We start from the raw sequence: 17,397 nt of genomic DNA, 5'->3' as shown, positions 1-17,397 counted from the left end.
CACGCCTGGAGCAAACGATGAGCACTTTGCACGAAAACAGCATCATCATCGACGGTCTGAACATTTCGAAGTTCGAGCGCTCGGTGTTCGAGGATATGCGCAAGGGCGGCGTGACCGCGGTGAACTGCACGGTCTCGGTCTGGGAAAGCTTCCAGAAGACTGTCGATAACATTGCCGAGATGAAGCAGCAGATTCGCGAATACGGCGAGATCCTGACGCTCGTGCGCACGACCGACGACATCTTGCGCGCGAAGAAAGAGAACAAGACGGGCATCATTTTCGGCTTCCAGAACGCGCATGCTTTCGAGGACAACCTCGGTTATATCGAGGCATTCAAGGACCTCGGCGTGAACGTGGTGCAGCTTTGCTACAACACGCAGAACCTGGTGGGCACCGGTTGCTATGAGCGCGATGGCGGTCTGTCGGGCTATGGCCGCGAGGTGATCCAGGAGATGAACCGCGTCGGCATCATGGTCGATCTCTCGCACGTGGGCGGCAAGACTTCTTCCGAAGCGATCGCGGCTTCGAACAAGCCCGTGTGCTATTCGCATTGCTGCCCGTCGGGCCTGAAAGAACATCCGCGCAACAAGAGCGACGAGCAACTGAAAGAGATCGCGGACGCGGGCGGTTTCGTCGGCGTGACGATGTTCGCGCCGTTCCTCAAGCGCGGTCCGGACGCGACCGTTGAAGACTATATCGAAGCGATCGAGTACGTGGTGAACCTGATCGGCGAAGACCAGGTCGGCATCGGCACGGATTTCACGCAAGGCTACAGCACGGAATTCTTCGACTGGATCACGCACGACAAGGGCCGCTATCGCCAGTTGACGAACTTCGGCAAGGTCGTGAATCCGGAAGGCATTCGCACGATCGGCGAGTTTCCGAACCTGACGGCCGCGATGGAACGCGCCGGCTGGAGCGAAACGCGCATCAAGAAGATCATGGGCGAAAACTGGGTACGGGTATTCGGCGAAGTCTGGAAGGTTTGACCGCTGCCTGAATCGACACCTATCCCACAGATAAAAACGGAGCCTCCACATGCAACCCCAACTGCCTATCGACGTCGACGCAAATACCGGCGTCTGGACCACCGACGCGCTGCCGATGCTGTACGTACCGCGTCACTTCTTCACGAACAACCACACCGCTGTGGAAGAAGCCCTCGGACTCGATACGTATGCCGAGATTCTCTACAAGGCCGGCTACAAGTCCGCGTATTTCTGGTGCGACAAGGAAGCGAAGCAGCACGGCATGGCGGGCATGGCGGTGTTCGAGCATTACCTGAAGCGTCTGTCGCAACGCGGCTGGGGCATCTTCACGATCACCGAAGCCGATCCGTCGAGCTCGCGTGCGCGCATCGAACTGCATCACTCTTCGTTCGTGCTGGCGCAGCCGGGCAAGGTCGGCAAGCTTTGCTACATGTTCGCCGGCTGGTTCGCGGGCGCGATGGACTGGGTCAACGATACCGCGCCGGACGCCTCGCGCAAGGGCCCGCCATCGCATTCCAGAGAAGCGCAATGCGCCGCTGAAGGCCACGAACACTGTGTGTTCGAAGTGTCGCCGCTCGCATCGTAAGCGCAACCGTAAGCACACAGATAAACGGCTTCCACCACGGCGCACGGCACAGCGCAACAAGCAATTCATTCCGAGGTCGATCGCGATGCGTTACCCGAACCTTTTCAAGCCTCTCACGCTGAACAAGCTGACTTTGCGCAACCGTATCGTCAGCACCGCGCACGCGGAGGTCTATGCGGAACCGGGCGGACTGCCTGGCGACCGTTATATCCGTTACTACGAGGAGAAGGCCAAGGGCGGCGTCGGCCTTGCTGTGTGCGGCGGTTCGAGCCCGGTGTCGATCGACAGCCCGCAAGGCTGGTGGAAGTCGGTGAATCTGTCGACCGACAAGATCATCGACCCGCTTGCGCGGCTCGCCGAAGCGATGCACACGCATGGCGCGAAGATCATGATCCAGGCCACGCATATGGGACGCCGCTCGGCGTTTCACGGCGAGCATTGGCCGCATCTGATGTCGCCGTCCGGCGTGCGGGAGCCGGTGCACCGCGGCAATGCGAAGATCATCGAGGTCGAGGAAATTCGCCGCATCATCAGCGATTTCGCGGCCGCGGCGAAGCGCGTGAAAGATGCGGGCATGGACGGCGTCGAAATCTCGGCCGCGCACCAGCATCTGATCGACCAGTTCTGGAGCCCGCGCACCAACTTCCGTACCGACGAATGGGGCGGTTCGCTGGAAAACCGCCTGCGTTTCGGCACTGAAGTATTGAAGGCCGTGCGTGAAGCGGTAGGCGCGGACTTCTGCGTCGGCTTGCGCATGTGCGGCGACGAGTTCCATGAAGACGGGCTCGATCACGAGCAACTGAAAGAGATCGCTCAGGCCATGAGCGAAACCGGCCTGATCGACTACCTCGGCGTGATCGGTTCGGGTGCGGACACGCACAACACGCTTGCCAACTGCATGCCGCCCATGGCGCTGCCGCCCGAGCCGTTCGTGCATCTCGCGGCCGGTATCAAATCGGTGGTCAAGCTGCCCGTCATGCACGCGCAAAGCATTCGCGACGCGGGCCAGGCCGAGCGCCTGCTCGCCAGCGGCATGGTCGATCTGGTCGGCATGACGCGCGCGCAGATTGCCGATCCGCATATGGTCATCAAGATCCGCGATGGCCGCGAGGACGAAATCAAACAGTGCGTCGGCGCGAATTATTGCATCGACCGTCAATACAACGGGCTCGACGTGCTGTGCGTGCAGAACGCCGCGACCTCGCGCGAAGAAACGATGCCGCACGTGATCGCCAAAACGCGTGGGCCGAAGCGCAAGGTGGTCGTGGTCGGCGCGGGTCCGGCGGGACTCGAAGCGGCACGCGTGGCGAAGTCGCGCGGTCACGACGTGGTGCTGTTCGAGAAGAACGACTACGTGGGCGGCCAGATCATGCTGGCCGCGAAAGCGCCGCAGCGCGAACAGATGGCGGGCATCGTGCGCTGGTTCGACATGGAGACCAAGCGCCTCGGCGTGGACCGGCGTCTCGGTGTCGCCGCCGACGAGCAGACCATCATGGCCGAGAAGCCGGACATCGTCGTGCTCGCCACGGGCGGCTCGTCGTTCACGTCGCAAGTCGCGGCGTGGGGCGTCGACGAAGGTCTCGCCGTCAGTTCGTGGGACGTGTTGTCGGGCAAGGTGGAGCCGGGCAAGAACGTGCTGGTGTACGACGGCGTCAGCACGCATGCCGGCGCGGGCGTGGCCGATTTCATGTCGAGCCGCGGCTCGAATGTCGAGATCGTGACGCCGGACGTGAAAGTGGCCGACGACGTGGGCGGCACCACGTTCCCGATTTTCTACCGGCGTCTGTACGCGCAAGGCGTGATCCATACGCCGAACTACTGGCTCGACAAGGTCTACGAGGAAGACGGCAAGAAGATCGCCGTGATCCGCAACGAGTACACCGAAGAGCAGGAAGAGCGCGCGGTCGATCAGGTGGTGATCGAAAACGGCAGCACGCCGAACGACGAGTTGTACTGGAAGCTCAAGCCGGAATCGGTCAATCGCGGCCAGGTCGACGTGCATAAGCTGTTCGCCTCCGAGCCGCAACCGTCTTTGAGCGAAGAACTCGGCAATGGCCGCTTCCTTCTGTTCCGCGTCGGCGACTGCATTTCCATGCACAACATTCACGGCGCGATCTACGACGCGCTGCGCCTTTGCAAGGATTTCTGACGATGAGCCCCGTGTTTGTCATCACCGTCCTGTTGTGGTTGTCGGTGGCTGGTCTGGCGTTCGCGCTCGTCAAGCGCGCCGCGTATTGGCGCGAAGGCCGCGCCACGGCGGCGGGCGCTTACGGCTGGACCAATCTGCTGGCGATTCCCAAGCGCTATTTCGTGGACCTGCATCATGTGGTGGCGCGCGATCCGTACATCGCCAAAACGCACGTGGCGACCGCGGGCGGCGCGATTCTCGCGATGGCGCTGGTGTTCGTCAACTACGGGCTGGCTATTTACTCGCCGTGGCTGGACAAGCTGATCTTTCTGGCCGCGCTCGTCATGCTGGTCGGCGCGGTGTTCGTCTGGCGCCGCCGCCACGGCGCGAAAGCGGTGCCGGCGCGGCTCTCGCGCGGGCCATGGGATCATCTGCCGCTGCTGCTCGGGTCGTTTGCGCTCGGTCTGGTGCTGTTCATCGCGCTGCCGGCTTCCGCGATGTCCGGTGCGCTCGCCGTCATCGTCGCGCTGCTGATCGCGGTGGGCGCGTTTGCGATGACGTTCGGCGCGGCGCGCGGCGGCCCGATGAAGCATGCGCTCGCCGGGTTGCTGCATCTCGCGTTTCATCCGCGTCAGGAGCGTTTTGCCGAGCGCAATGACGCGGACGTGGTGCCGCCTACCGCATTGAAAGCACCGCTGCTCGACGCGAAGGAATACGGCGTCGGCAAGCCGGTCGAGTTTCGCTGGAACCAGTTGCTCAGTTTCGATGCGTGCGTGCAGTGCGGCAAGTGCGAAGCAGCCTGTCCCGCGTTCGCCGCGGGTCAGCCGCTCAATCCGAAGAAGCTGATTCAAGACCTCGTCACGGGCATGGTGGGCGGCACGGACGCCGAATACGCGGGCAGTCCCACGCCGGGCATTCCGGTCGGCAAGCACGCCGGTGCGCCGGGCAAGCCGCTGATCTCCAGCCTGATCGAAGCGGACACGCTGTGGTCCTGCACGACCTGCCGCGCTTGCGTGCAGGAGTGCCCGATGCTGATCGAGCATGTGGACGCGATTGTGGATATGCGCCGCAATCAGACGCTGGTTGAAGGCAGCGTGCCGGGCAAGGGGCCGATCACGCTCGCGAATCTGCGCGAGACGGGCAGTTCGAACGGCTACGACATCGGCGCGCGTTACGACTGGGCCGTCGATCTGCAAGTGCAGGTCGCGCAACCGGGCCGTCCGGTGGACGTGTTGCTGATCGCCGGCGAAGGCGCGTTCGACATGCGCTATCAGCGCACGCTGCGCGCTTTGGTCAAGGTGCTCAATCGCGCGGGCATCGACTATGCGGTGCTGGGCGGCGTGGAAACCGATACGGGCGACACTGCCCGCCGTCTCGGCGACGAAGCGACCTTCCAGCAGCTCGCGCACAAGCTGATCGGCACGCTCTCGCAGTACTCGTTCCGCAAGATCGTCACCGCGGACCCGCACGTGCTGCACAGCCTGCGCAACGAATATCGCGCGCTGGGCGGTTTCTACGAGGTGCAGCATCACACGGCGCTGATCGAGCAACTGGTCGCGAGCGGGAAGCTCACGCCGCGTGCGGTGGCCGCGTTTGCGGATCGCAAGATCACGTATCACGACCCGTGCTATCTGGGCCGCTATAACGGTGAAACGGAGGCGCCGCGCCGCTTGCTGAAGACCATCGGAATCAAGGTCGTGGAGATGGAGCGCAATGGCATGCGCGGACGCTGCTGCGGCGGTGGCGGCGGGGCGCCCCTCACCGATATTCCGGGCAAGCGGCGCATTCCCGACATTCGTATCGACGACGCGAAAACCGTCGGTGCGGAGATCGTCGCGGTCGGCTGCCCGAATTGCACAGCGATGCTCGAAGGCGTTGTGGGGCCGCGTCCGGAAGTGCTGGACGTCGCCGAACTGGTTGCTGCGGCGCTGGAGTAACGCGATGAACTCTCTCAAACGAATCGACCCGCGCCGTCCGTTCACGATCACGGCAGACGGACTCAGGCGTATCACCCTCGGTGTGACGGGTGTGGCGGGCTCACTGGAATTCACCGCGCACGGCGCCTCGCATCGCGAACAGGCCAAACCGCGCCGCACCACGGCGACGCCTCAGCGTGTGATGCTGGTGGCCGCCCACGCGGACCGTGGCGCGCTGGACGATCACGCGCGCCAGGTATTGGCCGGCGCCGCCCTGATTGCGGACGCAACGACCGAGGTGGTGTTGCTGGTCTTCGGCGAGTTCAGCGGCGACGCCGCAGCGCTCGGCGCCGACAAACTGATCGAATTGCCGATGTTCGACCGCCGCACCTTCGCGCCGCTGGACGAATTGAATGCGCTGGCCGCGTGCGTCGCGGCTTACGCGCCGGCGCATGTTTTCCTCCCCGATAACGCAACCGGCGACGGCGACCTTGGCCGCCGTTACGCAGCCGCAGCGAATGCGAGCGTCGCCACGCATGTCGTCGAGATCGACGCCGCGCATGTGGCGGCCTATGTTCAGGCGAATACAGCGTATGCCGCGCGCACGTTGCCCGAGGTAGTGCTGCTCGCGCCCAACGCGGTCGATCCGAAGCTGCCGTTCGTCGGCGCGGGCGAGCGAGTCATGTGGCGCTTCGACGGCGACGCCGCAGCAGCGCAAGGCGCGGTGCGCGATCTCGGCATCGAGGAAATCGACGCCGCGCAACTGGCGCTCGAAGAAGCGGATTTCATCGTTTCGGCGGGCAACGGCGTGCGCGACGTGCCGGCGTTCGAGCGTCTGGCGGCCACGCTGGGCGCGGCCATCGGCGCGAGCCGTGTGGCCGTGGACGACGGCAAGTTCACCCGCGACAAACAGATCGGTGCGACCGGCAAGACCGTCGAAGCGAGTGTGTATATCGCCTTCGGCATTTCCGGCGCGGTCCAGCATCTGCAAGGGATCAAGGACTGCCGGCATGTGATCGCGGTGAATCTCGACGCGAGCGCGCCGATCGCCAAGCGCGCGAACCTGACAGTGATCGCGGACGCGCAGGAAACCATCGCGGCGCTCAACGAAGCAGCGGCCGCGGCGCGCACTGCGCGCGGAACCGGTGCGGCGCTGCTGAATTCAACGGCTGTCAACGAAGGAGCGCTCGCATGAAGATTGCCGTCCTCGTTTCCGTGGGTCGTCATCCGGTGAGCGGCACGGCGCGCTACAGCCGCAACGATGCCGCCGCGCTGACCATGGCGCTCTCGCTCGCCAGAAAACACAACGCGACGCTCGACGTGCTGCATGCGGGCGATCCGTCGAACCCTGCGTTGAAGGAGTATCTGGCACTCGGCGCACGTTCGGTCGAAGTGCTTGAAATAGCCACGACACCTGAAATCCAGGCGGACGCAGCCGCTCCGCTAGCCGCGCGGCTGCGTGGCTACGACCTCGTTCTGACCGGCACGCGCGCGGAAGGCGCGTTCGACAGCGGCATGCTGCCGTATCGCGTCGCCAATGCGCTGGATATTGCGCTGGTCGGCGCGGCTGTCGACGTGACGTTGCGCGACGGTTGTGCGGAAGTGCGCCAGTTCATGCCGAAGGGGTTGCGCCGCCGCGTGGAGGTGCGGTTGCCCGCGCTGATCGCCGTGCACCCGCTGGCCAACGCCGCTCCCACGTACGCCTACGCACGGTTGCGCGAAGGCACGATCCGCCCGGTCGCCGCGCAAGCCGCCGGCAGCGCCGACGAGCTTGCCTGGACTATCCGCCCGGCAGCCGCCAAACCGGTGCGGCTTGCCGCCGCCGAAAAGCGTTCCGGCCACGCCCGCATGCTGTCTGCCACGACGACCGAGAGCCGAGGCGGCAGCGTCGTAATTGAAGGGAGTTCCGTCGAAAAAGCACAAGTCATTCTCGCGTATTTGCGCGAGCATCAACTCGTGGATTACTGATTTCCGGTTCGGGCCAGCATGCGACCAGGAGGGCCTGGCGCGGCGCCAGACGTGACATGCAACGGAGCACACAATGAAAGTTTCGGCAGACGTTCGCGCAATGATCGAACGCCGTAAGAAGAATCACACGTTGGAAGCGCCTTTCTATACGAGCGAGAATATTTTCGCGCTCGACATGGAGGCGATCTTCCGGCAACACTGGATTCAGGTCGCGGTGGAACCGGACGTGCCGGAGCCGGGCGACTACATCACCGTGGAGATCGGCAACGATTCGATCCTGATCGTGCGCGACGACGATATGCAGGTGAGGGCGTTTCACAACGTCTGCCGCCATCGCGGCGCGCGCCTGTGCAATACCGACAAAGGCTCGCTCGGCAATATCGTCTGCCCGTATCACAGCTGGACGTATAACCTGAACGGCGATCTGATGTTCGCCGAACACATGGGCGACCAGTTCGACCGCTGCAAACATAGCCTGAAGTCCGTGCATCTCGAGAATCTGGCCGGCCTGATTTTCATTTGCCTCGCGGACAACCCGCCAGCGGACTTCGCCGTGGTGCGCGCGGCGATGGAACCGTATCTGTTGCCGCACGATCTGGCCAACTGCAAGATCGCGGCCTCGATCGACATTGTCGAAGAGGGCAACTGGAAACTCACGATGGAAAACAATCGCGAGTGCTATCACTGCGTCGCGAACCATCCCGAGTTGACCATTTCGCTGTACGAATACGGTTTCGGTTATCAGCGCACGCCGGCCAATGAAGAGGGCATGGCCGCGTTCGAAGAGACCGTGGCTCGCCGCACCGCGCAATGGGAAGCGATGCAGTTGCCTTCCGCGGAAATCGAACGGCTTGCCGATCTGGTCACCGGTTTTCGCACTCAACGCCTGCCGCTCGATCGCGACGGCGAATCGCAGACGCTCGACGCGAAAGTGGCCTCGAAGAAACTGCTCGGCGGCTTCGAGCAGGCCGATCTCGGCGGCCTGTCGTTCTGGACGCAGCCTAATTCGTGGCATCACTTCATGAGCGATCATATTGTCAGCTTCTCGGTGATTCCGCTCTCGGCGGGCAAGACGCTGGTGCGCACCAAGTGGCTCGTTCACAAGGATGCGCGCGAAGGCATCGATTACGACGTGAACAACCTCACGGCTGTGTGGCGCGCGACGAACGATCAGGATCGCGCACTCGTCGAGTACTCGCAACGCGGCGCGACGAGCAGCGCTTATGAGCCGGGTCCGTATTCGCCGTTCACGGAAGGCCTCGTCGAGAAGTTCTGCGAGTGGTACATCGGCCGCCTGGCGGATTACAGCAATGCGCCCCAAACCCATGAAGCAGGCGAAACCACGCCGGCTTCGCACGGCGAAAAAGTCGTGTCTTTCATGCGCTGAGCGCGGCACCGCAACCAGGAGTCGGAGAAAACAATGATGCGCGATCAGGCGACGTTTCAGCTCAGCACCCAGCCGGCCGCGGACCACGCTGCCAGCCGGGTCACGCAGCCGCGTTTCTGGGAAGCGTTGCCGGCGCGCTGGAACAGCGACACCGACGACACGCTGGTGTGCTGCCAGGTCCGCCAGGAAACGCACGACGTAAAGAGCTTTTTCTTTCGCGCGCCGTCCGGACGGGCGTTCGTATTCGAGCCGGGGCAGTTCATTACGCTGGAACTGGAGATAGACGGCGAGTCGATCAATCGCTGCTATACGATCTCTTCGCCGCCCACGCGTCCGCATACGATCTCGATCACGGTCAAGCGCGTGCCGGGCGGCAAGGTGTCGAACTGGCTGCATGACAATCTGCACGCGGGCGCCGAGGTTCGCGTGCTCGGGCCGGCGGGCGAATTCACCTGCGCGCGGCACCCGGCGCGTAAATTCCTGTTTTTATCGGCGGGCTCGGGTATTACGCCGCTGATGTCGATGAGCCGCGCGCATCATGAACTCGGTGAAGATAGCGACATCGTGTTCGTGCATAGCGCCCGCACACCGGACGACATTATCTTCGCGCGCGAACTCGACCTGATCGCGTCGAATCAGGCGCATTTCCGCACCGCGTTTGTTTGCGAACGGCTCGGCGCGCGCACGAACTGGCCAGGTGTGACCGGTTTTCTGACATTGCCGCTGCTCAAGCTCATCGCGCCGGACTTTCTGGAACGTGAGATCTTTACCTGCGGACCCGCGCCGTACATGCAAGCGGTGCGCAATCTGCTGGACGAGGGCGGTTTCGATCGCAGTCACTACCACGAGGAAAGTTTCTCGTTCGAGACCGTGGGCGAAGTGGCCGCGCAGTTGACCACCGCTCACGTGGCGGACGCGTTGCTGAACGCGAGCGCGCCGGTCACGGCCGAGAGCTTTATCGAGGCGCGCGAACAGGCGCCGGGCTTCACGCCCGCGCTCGCACCGGCGCCCGCTTCCATAGAAACGGAAACCCGCTTCAAGGTGAGTTTCGCCAAGAGCAATCGCGAGATCGAATGCGGCAGTGGCCAGCACGTGCTCGACGCCGCGAAGAAAGCGGGCGTGCGGCTGCCCGCGTCGTGTACTCAGGGTATGTGCGGCACCTGCAAGGTCAAGCTGGTATCGGGGGAAGTCGCGATGAAACACGCAGGCGGCATTCGCCAGCGTGAGATCGATCAGGGCATGGTGCTGTTGTGCTGCAGCAAGCCGTTGACCGATCTGGTCGTGGATAAGTAAGACGAGAAGGACGGCCCCCAGTGGCCGAAGTCGCGTGCGGACAACTGGATGTCGGAAAACAACGCTACCTGGCAATTCTGGCTGGCGATTCTAAATGCTCATTGGGTTGTTGTGACGGCAAACGGGAGAACGGCGATGAGACTGATCAAAAAGATATTCGTGTTGAGCGCATTGAGCGCGGCGCTGACGGCAAGCAGCGTGAGTGTGTCGGCCGATACCAAGCCGACTATCAAGATCGGTTACGTGGAAGGCTGGGACGACAGCGTCGCGACCTCGAACGTGGCCGCGCGCGTGATCGAAAAGCGTCTGGGCTACCAGGTGCAACTCGTGCCGGTCGCAGCCGGCGTGATGTGGCAAGGCGTGGCGCGCGGTGACCTCGATGCGACGCTGTCCGCGTGGCTGCCGGTCACGCACGGCGCGTACTGGAACAACTTCAAGGACAAGGTGGTCGACCTCGGTCCGAACTTCAACGATGCGAAGATCGGCCTGATCGTGCCAGAAAACGCCGACGTGAAGAGCGTGGGCGATCTGGAGGCGAAGAAGACGGAGTTCGGCTCCCGCATCGTCGGGATCGACGCCGGCGCGGGCGTGATGCAGAAAACCAGCGAGGCGATCAAGGCCTACGGACTCGATTACACGCTGATGCCGAGCTCGGGCAGCGCGATGACCGCCGAACTGGCGCGCTCGGAAGCGGCGAGCAAGCCGATTATCGTGACGGGCTGGAAGCCGCACTGGATGTTCGCGAAGTACAAGCTCAAATTCCTCGAAGATCCGAAGAAGGTGTTCGGCGAAGCGGAGCACGTGGATAGCGTCGTGAATCCTGACCTCGAGAAGAAGGCGCCGACGGTTGTCGCGTTCCTCAAGAAGTTCCAATGGAAGCCGGGTGAGATCGACAGCGTGATGCTGGCCACGCAAAACGGCGAGAAGCCGACTGCTGCCGCGGATGCGTGGATCAGCGCGCACGGTGATCGCGTGGATAGCTGGGTGAAGTGATTACGCGCTTAGTGTGAACGTGTTGCCGCTTCGGTGAAGCGGCAGCTTTCAGAGAGACGCCGCTTTCAGCGGCGTTTTCGTTTATTGCAGCACAACGGTCCGATCGCCGTTGATAAACACCCGCCGCTCGATAAACGCCTTGACGGCCCGCGCCAGCGTGATGCATTCGACGTCGCGCCCGGTGGCAAGCAGGCGCTCCGGGCTATACGAATGATCGACGCGCTCCACCACCTGTTCGATGATCGGACCCTCGTCGAGATCGTCAGTGACAAAGTGCGCGGTGGCGCCGATCAGTTTGACGCCGCGCGCATGCGCCTGGTGATACGGTTTCGCACCCTTGAAGCCGGGCAGGAAAGAATGGTGGATATTGATCGCGCGTGCCGCGAGCGCACGGCTCGTTTCCCCGGACAGAATCTGCATATAGCGCGCGAGAATCATCAACTCCGCGCCCGATGTCTCGAACAGATCGAGCAGGCGCGCTTCCTGTTGCGGCTTCGTATCGGCGGTGATCGGCAGATGGTGGAAGGGCAGGCCATGCTGCTGCGCCAAGGGTTCGAGATCGCGATGATTCGAACCGATGCCGACAATGTCCATTTTTAGCTCGCCCATGCGCCAGCGGAACAGCAGATCGGCGAGACAGTGTTCGAGTTTCGACACCATGATCAGGACTTTCGGCCGCGTGCCGACGTCGTGCATGGCCCATGTCATGCGGAAGCGCTCGGCGATCGGCTCGAATTCGCGCTTGAGGCCCGCGGCATGCAGCGTCTCGCTGCTGTCCACGCCGTGGAACACGCAGCGCACGAAAAAGCGTTCACTCAGGTCGTCGTCGAAAACGGTCAGTTCGTCGATATAGCAATGATGCCGGTCGAGAAAGCCGACAACGGCGGCGACCTGGCCCGCCGCGCTCGGACACGCGACGGTGAGAACCAGTTGATCGGGGCGGGAATCGGCGGACATGCGCTCTCCACTTGGATGATAGGGCGATGCCACGGGGCGCGGCATGCATCATCGCAGTAGATCAAATCAGGCGCATGCGCGGATAGAAGCTAAACGCCGTCGCGCTGGAACGGGAGCGCCAGATTCGGGGGCGGTGCTCAGTCGGCGTCGAGTCCGCATTCGCCGAGCAGCCATTGGCGAAAGGCGCTAACAGCGGGCGTCGCCGCGCGCTGCGTGACGAGCAGATAGCCGCGCTCGGTGACGACCGGCGGCTCGAACAGTTCGACGAGTTGCCCCGTTGCAAGCAGTTCGTCGACGAGCGGCGCCCAGCCGAGCGCGACGCCCTGGCCCATGATCGCCGCATGGGCCACGAGCGTAAAACTGTTGAACGTGATGCCGCGATGCGCGGGCGGCGCATCCAGCGCGTGCGCGGCGAACCAGTCGGTCCAGGACAGCCAGCGCGCCGGCTGGGTCGGTTCGAGATGCAGCAACGGGAGGTGCAGCAGCTCGGACGGCGTACGCAGCGACGGGTGTGCCGCGGCAAAGGCGGGGCTGCACACCGGCGTGACGCGCTCGGGAAACAGTTTGACCACGCCGCGCGCGCTCCAGTCGGCGTGTTCGTCGCCGAATGCAATGGCAATGTCCGCCTGATCGTGCGAAGGATCGAACACGTTCTGAGAGGTGATGATCTTCACGTCGACGTCCGGCATCAGCGCCTTGAACTGCGATAAACGTGGCATCAGCCAATAGGTGGCGAAGCCGAAATCGGTGGAGAGCGTGAGGGTTTGCGGCATGCGCCGCGCGCGGATTTCGCTGGTGGCGAGGCGAATCGTGTCGAGCGCGTGGCGCACCGCTTCGAACAACCGCTCACCGTCTTCCGTGAGCGTAACGCCGCGATGGCCGCGCTCGAAGAGCGGGGTGCCCAGCGCTTCTTCAAGCTGCACGACGCGCTGGCTGACAGCCGGCTGTGTCGAACCCATCTCGCGCGCGGCAGCCGTGAAGCTGGCCAGACGCGCAGCGGATTCGAACATGGCCAGCGCCTGCATTGGCGGCAAGCGATCCTGCCTCGGCATAACAACCCCTTATAGGCACATAACGATTTGCCGTCTTCACAGTCGCGAATTGGACGGCAATAGTGGTGCGCATGCCGGGCCCGGCATCGGGCCGCGCGTTTGCCGTTGCAACAACGGCGGCATTTGCACCGACACTTGTGATTCTATTCGAGGCACGCCCCCATGCTTGAGAGCAAAAAGAATATCCTCATCCTGATGGCTGACCAGATGACGCCGTTCGCGTTGGCCGCATACGGACACCGTCTGACCAGGACCCCCAATCTCGACCGGCTCGCCAAGCAAGGCGTGGTATTCGAATCCGCCTATTGCGCGAGTCCGCTATGTGCGCCATCGCGGTTTTCCTTCCTGTCGGGCAAGCTGCCGTCGGCAATCGGCGCCTATGACAATGCAGCGGAATTTCCGTCGCAAACGCTGACGTTCGCGCACTATCTTCGCGCCGAAGGATATCGCACCATTCTGTCCGGCAAGATGCATTTCTGCGGCGCCGATCAGTTGCATGGCTTCGAAGAGCGGCTCACCACCGACATCTATCCTGCCGACTTTGGCTGGACGCCCGACTGGGCGCATTTCGAAGCGCGCCCCACGTGGTATCACAACATGAGCTCCGTGATCGATGCGGGCCCGTGCGTGCGCACCAACCAACTCGATTTCGATGACGAAGTCACGTTCACCACGCGCCAGAAACTCTTCGACATCGCACGCGAACGTCATGCCGGAAAAGATGCAAGACCATTCTGCATGGTCGCCTCGCTAACCCATCCGCACGACCCGTATGCGATTCCAAAAAAGTACTGGGACCTGTATCGCGACGAAGACATCGACATGCCCGCGTTTCGCGATTCAATCGAAGACGCCGATCCGCATTCGAAGCGCCTGCGCCATGTATGCGAAACCGACCGCACGCCGCCCACGGATCAGCAGATTCGCAATGCGCGCCGAGCCTACTACGGCGCAATCTCCTACGTCGACGACCAGTTCGGCGCGATCCTCGAAGCGCTCGAACAGTCGGGACTCGCGAAAGACACGATGATCGTCGTAACCTCCGACCACGGCGAGATGCTCGGAGAGCGGGGCCTCTGGTACAAGATGACCTTCTTCGAAGGTGGCTGCCGCGTTCCGCTGATCGTGCACGCGCCGCAGCAATTCGACGCGCATCGCGTGCGGGCATCCGTTTCGCATCTCGATCTGCTGCCCACGCTGGTCGAACTGGCGCGCGGCGAATCGCCGGCCATGTGGCCCGATTCGCTCGATGGACAGAGCCTCGTGCCGCATCTGCAGGGCCGCCAAGATGGTCACGATGAAGCCATTGGCGAATATCTGGCGGAAGGTGCGATTGCGCCGATCGTGATGGTGCGGCGCGGCCGCTTCAAATTCATTCATACGCCAGCGGATCCCGATCAACTTTACGACGTCGCAGCGGACCCGCTGGAGCGGGAGAATCTTGCCGCGCGCAGCGAATACGCGGCACAGGTCGCGGCGTTGCGTGAGGAGATCGCGCAACGCTGGGATCTCGCCGCGCTGCACAACGAAGTGTTGCAAAGCCAGCGGCGGCGTCATTTTCATTTCGCTTCCACGACACAGGGCACGGTCGCGTCGTGGGACTGGCAGCCGCATGTCGATGCGAGCCAGCGCTATATGCGCAATCACATCGATCTGGATACGCTCGAAGCGATGGCGCGTTTTCCCGCCGTCGTGCGTTGATTCCCACTCTGCTAACGATCCACCCCACCTCACGAACAGGAAGCCGACATAATGAAAAAGCTCTTCAAACAGGCGGTAACCGGCGTGGCGCTGCTTTGCGCGTCGGCCACATTCGCGTTGGCCGCCGAGCCGCAGTCGTGCACGCAAGTCAACATGGCGGGGCCCGGATGGACCGACATCGACGCCACCAATGCGATCACCGGCGTACTGTTGAAGGCGCTGGGCTATAAGCAGAGCGTGGCGAACCTGTCGGTGCCGATCACATATCAAGGCTTGAAGAAAGGGCAGATCGACGTGTTTCTCGGCAACTGGATGCCCGCGCAGGCGCCGGTCGTCAAACCGTTCGAGGAAGAAAAGTCGATCGAGGTTGTGCATCCGAATCTGAGCAACGCCAAGTTCACGCTGGCCGTACCCGATTATGTGGCGGCGGCCGGCATCCATTCTTTCACGGATCTGGCAAAGAACGCCGACAAGTTCGATAGCAAGATCTATGGCATCGAACCTGGCGCACCGGCCAATCAGAACATCAAGAAGATGGTCGACGACAAGGCGTTCGGCCTCGGCAACTGGAAGCTCGTCGAGTCGAGCGAGACCGGCATGCTCACGCAGGTGGAGCGGGCAGTGCGCGAGAAGAAATGGATTGTCTTTCTTGCGTGGGAACCGCACTTGATGAACACCAGGTTCAAGCTCACTTACCTTGATGGCGGCGACAGGTACTTCGGGCCCAACTACGGCGGCGCCACGGTCAATACGGTGGCGCGCAGCGGCTATGCCGAGCAGTGTCCGAACGTCGGCAAGCTGTTCAGGCAGCTCACCTTCAATGTCGATCTGGAAAACGGCGTGATCACCGAAGTACTGGAAAAGAAGACCCCTGTGAACGCTGCCGCGACCGAAGCGCTCAAGCGTCACCCTGAATTGTTGAAGTCGTGGCTCGACGGCGTGAACACGGCGAGCGGCGCCAATGGTTTGCAAGCCGTGCAAACGGCGCTCGGCATGAAATAACAGCGCATTCCTAACCATGAAGTCGCCAGGCGACAGATTTATGTCGCTTCCGGTCGAATCCTCCTAAATCTGGACTCGTATTCTTGATCCGGCGATGTGAATGTGACTGGTCATTACATGCATCGCAGATAGCTTCAATCCGTTTTACTCGGTCTCAGCCGGTTTCGAACTGCCCGTCATGCGAGAAGCGCCGCGCGCTGGTCAACAGCGCGCAGCAGGGATCGCTTTATCCAACGAAATACGCAGGCAAAGAGCAGGGGAGAATTAGATGAAGAAGAGCAATGCCGTCAGCCTTTCGGGACTCGCTATCGCGGCAAGCGCTATCTGTGCGCCGATGGCCGCCCATGCGCAAAGCAGCGTCACACTGTACGGCATTCTGGATGCCGGCATCACCTACGTGAACAATGCCGGTGGCGCCAACCAGTTCAAATTCGACGACGGTATTTCGTACGGTAACCGGATCGGTTTCAAGGGCGTCGAAGATCTCGGCGGCGGCTTGCAGGCCGTGTTCGTACTCGAGTCGGGTTTTCACGTGGGCAACGGGCAACTCGGATTCGGCGGCGCGTTGTTCGGCCGCCAGGCATATGTCGGCCTGAAGAGCAACTGGGGTACGCTCTCGCTCGGTAATCAGCTCGACATGACCGAGGAGTTTGTCTACCTCTATAACATCTCGTCGTGGGCGAGCGGTTATGCGATCCATCAGGGCGACTTCGACCGGATGAACGGCGACCGGCTGCCGAATTCGGTCAAGTTTCTCTCCAACGACTACGCAGGCTTCTCGTTCGGCGGCATGTATTCGTTCGGCAATACCGCGGGCGACTTTCACAACAAGAGCGCATGGAGCGTGGGTGCGCGTTACGAGCACAGCGACTTCAACATGGGCGCGGCCTATACGCAATTGAACAATCCGTACGGCATCTACGCATTCGACCCGTACGCGATGATCGGCACGCGCACGTTCCTCGGCAAGCCGACCGTGTCCGTCGATCCCGCGACCGGCGCGGTAACGGACCTGTACAGCTCGTCGGCGTTTCCGGTCGACAAGCAAGGGGCGTTTGCCGTGGGTGCGGCCTATACGATCGGCAAGGTCATGCTGAGCGGCGACTTCACTTACACCACGATCAAGGGGCTCGGCGAGACCTCGCATATGCAGGTCTATGAGGTTGGCGCTTCTTATACGTTCACCCCGGCGTTGATGCTGTACGGCGGATATCAACACACACGGTTCGAAGGCAACCACTGGAACCAGGGCTCGCTCGGCCTGCATTACCTGTTGTCCAAGCGCACGGACGTCTATATTTCCGGCGACTATCTGCGCGCGTCGGATGGCGTGAACGCGGTGATCGGCTATAGCTTCACGCCGTCTTCGTCGAACACGCAGAGCGACGTGCGGATCGGCATGCGTCATTCGTTCTGACCGGTGGC

The 17,397-nt window shown here is 62.4% G+C and carries 14 protein-coding genes; 12 read left to right on the top strand and 2 right to left on the bottom strand.

Going from position 1 to position 17,397, the window contains the following annotated elements; translation table 11 throughout:
* Positions 1–17: 17 nt before the first annotated feature.
* The 9 genes from BLW71_RS22040 to BLW71_RS22000 all read left to right on the top strand — a co-directional run bounded on the left by BLW71_RS22040 (position 18) and on the right by BLW71_RS22000 (position 11,260).
* A complete protein-coding gene (locus BLW71_RS22040) occupies positions 18–989 on the top strand; it encodes a dipeptidase (protein WP_091801481.1) in 972 nt (323 codons plus the stop codon).
* Between the two features lie 49 nt (positions 990–1,038).
* A complete protein-coding gene (locus tag BLW71_RS22035) occupies positions 1,039–1,575 on the top strand; it encodes a DUF5943 domain-containing protein (RefSeq protein ID WP_091801477.1) in 537 nt (178 codons plus the stop codon).
* An 85-nt stretch (positions 1,576–1,660) separates the two neighbouring features.
* Positions 1,661–3,724, top strand: a complete 2,064-nt coding sequence (locus tag BLW71_RS22030) for an NADH:flavin oxidoreductase (RefSeq protein WP_091801474.1) — start codon at positions 1,661–1,663, stop codon at positions 3,722–3,724.
* A 2-nt stretch (positions 3,725–3,726) separates the two neighbouring features.
* A complete protein-coding gene (locus BLW71_RS22025) occupies positions 3,727–5,640 on the top strand; it encodes a (Fe-S)-binding protein (RefSeq protein WP_091801471.1) in 1,914 nt (637 codons plus the stop codon).
* Between the two features lie 4 nt (positions 5,641–5,644).
* A complete protein-coding gene (locus tag BLW71_RS22020; RefSeq protein WP_091801467.1) occupies positions 5,645–6,814 on the top strand; it encodes an electron transfer flavoprotein subunit alpha/FixB family protein in 1,170 nt (389 codons plus the stop codon).
* Positions 6,811–7,587 carry a drug:proton antiporter gene (locus BLW71_RS22015; RefSeq protein WP_091801464.1) on the top strand — a complete coding sequence of 259 codons (777 nt, stop codon included), beginning with the start codon at positions 6,811–6,813 and terminating at the stop codon, positions 7,585–7,587. The genes BLW71_RS22020 and BLW71_RS22015 overlap by 4 nt, the downstream gene beginning before the upstream one ends.
* Positions 7,588–7,660: 73 nt before the next feature.
* Positions 7,661–8,974, top strand: a complete 1,314-nt coding sequence (locus BLW71_RS22010) for an aromatic ring-hydroxylating oxygenase subunit alpha (protein WP_091801460.1) — start codon at positions 7,661–7,663, stop codon at positions 8,972–8,974.
* 33 nt (positions 8,975–9,007) lie between these two features.
* Entirely contained in the window at positions 9,008–10,267 is a 1,260-nt protein-coding gene (locus tag BLW71_RS22005; protein ID WP_091801457.1) for an FAD-binding oxidoreductase, read from the top strand.
* Positions 10,268–10,402: 135 nt separating this feature from the next.
* Positions 10,403–11,260, top strand: coding sequence for a glycine betaine ABC transporter substrate-binding protein (locus BLW71_RS22000; protein ID WP_091801454.1), 858 nt, complete (start codon positions 10,403–10,405; stop codon positions 11,258–11,260).
* Between the two features lie 81 nt (positions 11,261–11,341).
* On the opposite strand, the gene purU is transcribed toward BLW71_RS22000, so the two are convergent.
* Positions 11,342–12,217 (bottom strand): formyltetrahydrofolate deformylase, encoded by an 876-nt coding sequence (gene purU / locus BLW71_RS21995; protein ID WP_091801451.1) that lies wholly within the window; start codon positions 12,215–12,217, stop codon positions 11,342–11,344.
* A gap of 137 nt (positions 12,218–12,354) precedes the next feature.
* Entirely contained in the window at positions 12,355–13,269 is a 915-nt protein-coding gene (locus BLW71_RS21990; protein WP_091801448.1) for a choline sulfate utilization transcriptional regulator, read from the bottom strand.
* 162 nt (positions 13,270–13,431) lie between these two features.
* On the opposite strand from BLW71_RS21990, the gene betC reads away from it, so the two are divergent.
* From betC to BLW71_RS21975, 3 genes are all read left to right on the top strand, one after another.
* On the top strand, positions 13,432–14,970 hold the full coding sequence (gene betC / locus BLW71_RS21985; protein WP_091801445.1) for a choline-sulfatase: 1,539 nt from the start codon (positions 13,432–13,434) through the stop codon (positions 14,968–14,970).
* A gap of 51 nt (positions 14,971–15,021) precedes the next feature.
* On the top strand, positions 15,022–15,972 hold the full coding sequence (locus BLW71_RS21980) for a choline ABC transporter substrate-binding protein (protein WP_091801442.1): 951 nt from the start codon (positions 15,022–15,024) through the stop codon (positions 15,970–15,972).
* 268 nt (positions 15,973–16,240) lie between these two features.
* Positions 16,241–17,389, top strand: coding sequence for a porin (locus BLW71_RS21975; RefSeq protein ID WP_091801437.1), 1,149 nt, complete (start codon positions 16,241–16,243; stop codon positions 17,387–17,389).
* The last annotated feature ends 8 nt before the right edge of the window (positions 17,390–17,397 follow it).

Origin of the sequence: Burkholderia sp. WP9, assembly GCF_900104795.1 — a bacterium.
GTDB lineage: Bacteria > Pseudomonadota > Gammaproteobacteria > Burkholderiales > Burkholderiaceae > Paraburkholderia.
This window is presented reverse-complemented; position numbering and strand designations above follow the sequence as displayed.

Bases quoted from the DNA above. Each gene is read 5' to 3' on its own strand.
- BLW71_RS22040 (WP_091801481.1), top strand. From the start codon at position 18: ATGAGCACTTTGCACGAAAACAGCATCATCATCGACGGTCTGAACATT.
- BLW71_RS22035 (WP_091801477.1), top strand. From the start codon at position 1,039: ATGCAACCCCAACTGCCTATCGACGTCGACGCAAATACCGGCGTCTGG.
- BLW71_RS22030 (WP_091801474.1), top strand. From the start codon at position 1,661: ATGCGTTACCCGAACCTTTTCAAGCCTCTCACGCTGAACAAGCTGACT.
- BLW71_RS22025 (WP_091801471.1), top strand. From the start codon at position 3,727: ATGAGCCCCGTGTTTGTCATCACCGTCCTGTTGTGGTTGTCGGTGGCT.
- BLW71_RS22020 (WP_091801467.1), top strand. From the start codon at position 5,645: ATGAACTCTCTCAAACGAATCGACCCGCGCCGTCCGTTCACGATCACG.
- BLW71_RS22015 (WP_091801464.1), top strand. From the start codon at position 6,811: ATGAAGATTGCCGTCCTCGTTTCCGTGGGTCGTCATCCGGTGAGCGGC.
- BLW71_RS22010 (WP_091801460.1), top strand. From the start codon at position 7,661: ATGAAAGTTTCGGCAGACGTTCGCGCAATGATCGAACGCCGTAAGAAG.
- BLW71_RS22005 (WP_091801457.1), top strand. From the start codon at position 9,008: ATGATGCGCGATCAGGCGACGTTTCAGCTCAGCACCCAGCCGGCCGCG.
- BLW71_RS22000 (WP_091801454.1), top strand. From the start codon at position 10,403: ATGAGACTGATCAAAAAGATATTCGTGTTGAGCGCATTGAGCGCGGCG.
- purU (WP_091801451.1), bottom strand. From the start codon at position 12,217: ATGTCCGCCGATTCCCGCCCCGATCAACTGGTTCTCACCGTCGCGTGT.
- BLW71_RS21990 (WP_091801448.1), bottom strand. From the start codon at position 13,269: ATGCCGAGGCAGGATCGCTTGCCGCCAATGCAGGCGCTGGCCATGTTC.
- betC (WP_091801445.1), top strand. From the start codon at position 13,432: ATGCTTGAGAGCAAAAAGAATATCCTCATCCTGATGGCTGACCAGATG.
- BLW71_RS21980 (WP_091801442.1), top strand. From the start codon at position 15,022: ATGAAAAAGCTCTTCAAACAGGCGGTAACCGGCGTGGCGCTGCTTTGC.
- BLW71_RS21975 (WP_091801437.1), top strand. From the start codon at position 16,241: ATGAAGAAGAGCAATGCCGTCAGCCTTTCGGGACTCGCTATCGCGGCA.